Here is a 2,661-nt window from a genome sequence, read left to right on the forward strand (position 1 = left end):
CAGCCAAACAACTGGGCAAGTTTTTGTGTCTGGCGCTGGGTTGGATAGATTCGATATTGGTATCGCGCTCTCATCTTTTGCTGACTACATCATTGGTTTTAGTTTGCCCTAGAACAGGTACAATAGGGAAGCAAGGCGGCTAAAGCCGCTCGTGTCGTCTTTCATCCCCGCAATAAATTGACGGGGATGAAAGACTCCCGTATTACTTTCGTAAGGTAGTGTTCGATCGCTGATAAAAGTTAAGGGAATTGGACGGAAGCAACACTTAGGGAGAAGAGAGGATACTTAATTCTACGCGATCGCCGTCCTCAAGAGGCCGAGAACTTCGCAGAACATAGCGTTCCCCCGGTTCTAAACCGGAGATAATTTCCACTTCACCATCACGGGTTGTTCCCAGGATGACCCGCCTAGAGGTTACAGTGTTTCCATTTTCCTCATTAATCAGAAATAGGGTAGCATCCTCACCGTCGCGGTTGACAATGGCCTGTTGGGGAACTCGGATCGTTTGGCGATCGCCCACTTCAAAGTTAGCCCTTGCCAATAATCCGCTCCCCAAGCGCCCACTGCGATTAGAAATCGTCACTTCCACAGGAATTAATCGCGCCACCGGATCGGCCGCTGGAGAGATACGGGTGACCTCTCCGGGAAATTCTTCCCCCGGAAAAGCATCCAACGTCACCGACACATATTGACCCACATAAATTTGATATAAATCCAACTCGGAGACCTCCACCTTCACTTTCACCTGGCTAAAATCCCCAATTCTCAGCAGCTCATCCCCTGGACGCACCACCGTCCCTGCTTCCATCCATCGGTCTAAAATTGTCCCGGAAATGGGCACTTCTACTTCCGTATAAGATTCACGCTCTTGGGCCTGACTGACAATGGCTTGTTGGACGCTCACCCGTTCTTCGGCCGCTGCTACCACTTTATTTTGGGTCATCACTTGAGCTTCGGCCGCTCGTAGGGCTTGTTTAGCTCTCTCAGCAGCAGTACGAGCTAATTCGGCATCCTGTTTAGAAATAGCTCCCTCTTGATAGAGAGTTTCCAAACGTTGGGCATCGGCTTGGGCTTGGGTTAATTCTAATCTGGCGATTTCAATTTGGGTTTGCAACTGGCGAATCTCGCTTTCCTGTTCAGCCACTTCTACCCGACGAGCCGAGAGTTCCGCCTGAGCTTGGTTAATCACTGCGGTGGGTAAGGCCTTATCAATTTCAGCAATCACTTGCCCTCGACGGACGCGATCGCCCACATCTACACTCAAGTAAAGGAGCTGCCCTTCACTTTGCGATCGCAAAATCACCTCCTGAATCGGTTCTGTGTTTCCCGTATAAGCTAATCGGTTTCCCCGATCGCCAACCACAGCCGTCGCCACATCTACAGAAATAGTCTGGAGCTGATTGGCAACCGGTTGCGACAAAGCCCTCGATTCTGGACGCGGGAGCAATTTACATCCCGTCGTCGTCAACACGAGAGCCATCAATAGGATCTCTCGCACGCGAACCCCTTTGATGGCGATCGCTCGATTGCCCATAAGTGGCTCCCGCCATAAACTCACATCCCGATCCGATACCTTAAATTGACTGAATCGATCCCGTTGCCTCATAAACCAAATTGGGGTTAAGGTGACATCTGCATAGCCAGAGAAAATCTTTGGGGTTCTCGTCCACAAGATTTCCCCTATATTGTAAACAATTGTGCCTTTCACTGGTGGACATTTCTCAATTCCCCCAGACCAGAGGATTTAATCTCTTAGTTGGACTATCCCTATGAACAGACCGCCAAAACCCTCTCTTTTTCTTTCCTGTATTTTTGCTCTAACCCTTACCCTCAGTAGCTCTAGCTTGATTCTATGGCAAGCCGTTGCCGAAGCGAAGACCGTCACCCTAACCATGAATTTTTTTGGGACTAGGCGCAAGCTGATTGGGCAAGGTCAATTCAGTTATGATGATGCCCAGCCCTATCGAAACATCCAGGGGGTAGACTATTTTAGGATCTCGGATTTTGAAGCTACGTTTGGTTCTCAAAAGTGGTCTTTAGATGATTTAGTTTCTGGGAGTCAACCCCTATTATGGGCCCCAGAAGGAGAGTCCTATCCCACACCGCGCATTGCTACCATTGGTGGATTCGGTGCTTTGACCCAAGGATGGGCATTTTATAAATCCAGAACCGTTGATAGTGAAAATTATGGCGTATTACTGATTAAAAACCCCGCTTATCGGAATCAGGGAGATTTTGCCCTAACTATCGGGGTACAAGATGTTAGGCAAGGAGGGGTTTTTGAAATTCAAGAGAGTCCCCCTAATGTTTCTCTGGGACTTGATTCTCAACCCAGATTGAGTGAACTGTGGAAACTGGGGTTAGTGGGTGTGGGCATATTTTAGTGAGTCAAGGGGAGGCAAAAGTCAAAAGGCAATAGGCAATAGGCAAAAGTCTTGTTTTACCAAAAAAAATGGGTCTAAAGCCCCGCCCTTCCAGGGCGGCTTTTTCTGTTCTCTTGTGTTATCATAATATCATGAAAACCCTAAAGTTTAAGCTATACAAACATAAACGAAATAGATACCTGAAGCGACAAATCAATGCTGCTGGGGTCATCTATAATCATTGCATAGCACTTCACAAACGGTACACCCGTTTATGGGGTAAACACTTAAACTGTGC

General features: G+C 47.9%; 3 protein-coding genes and 1 pseudogene. 2 read left to right on the plus strand and 2 right to left on the minus strand.

Annotated elements, in window-relative coordinates; genetic code table 11:
- Positions 1-74: helix-turn-helix domain-containing protein (locus PJF56_RS22390; RefSeq protein ID WP_430540883.1), on the minus strand; the 74-nt coding region annotated here is incomplete at its 3' end.
- Between the two features lie 191 nt (positions 75-265).
- Positions 266-1,606, minus strand: coding sequence for an efflux RND transporter periplasmic adaptor subunit (locus PJF56_RS17905; RefSeq protein ID WP_283764065.1), 1,341 nt, complete (start codon positions 1,604-1,606; stop codon positions 266-268).
- Positions 1,607-1,769: 163 nt separating this feature from the next.
- Here PJF56_RS17905 and PJF56_RS17910 point away from each other — a divergent pair, with 163 nt between their 5' ends.
- Entirely contained in the window at positions 1,770-2,384 is a 615-nt protein-coding gene (locus tag PJF56_RS17910) for a hypothetical protein (RefSeq protein ID WP_283764066.1), read from the plus strand.
- Positions 2,385-2,515: 131 nt separating this feature from the next.
- A pseudogene (locus tag PJF56_RS22255) lies at positions 2,516-2,661 on the plus strand (RNA-guided endonuclease TnpB family protein); the annotation flags it as partial.

This window comes from Roseofilum halophilum BLCC-M91 (assembly GCF_030068445.1).
Lineage (GTDB): Bacteria > Cyanobacteriota > Cyanobacteriia > Cyanobacteriales > Desertifilaceae > Roseofilum > Roseofilum halophilum.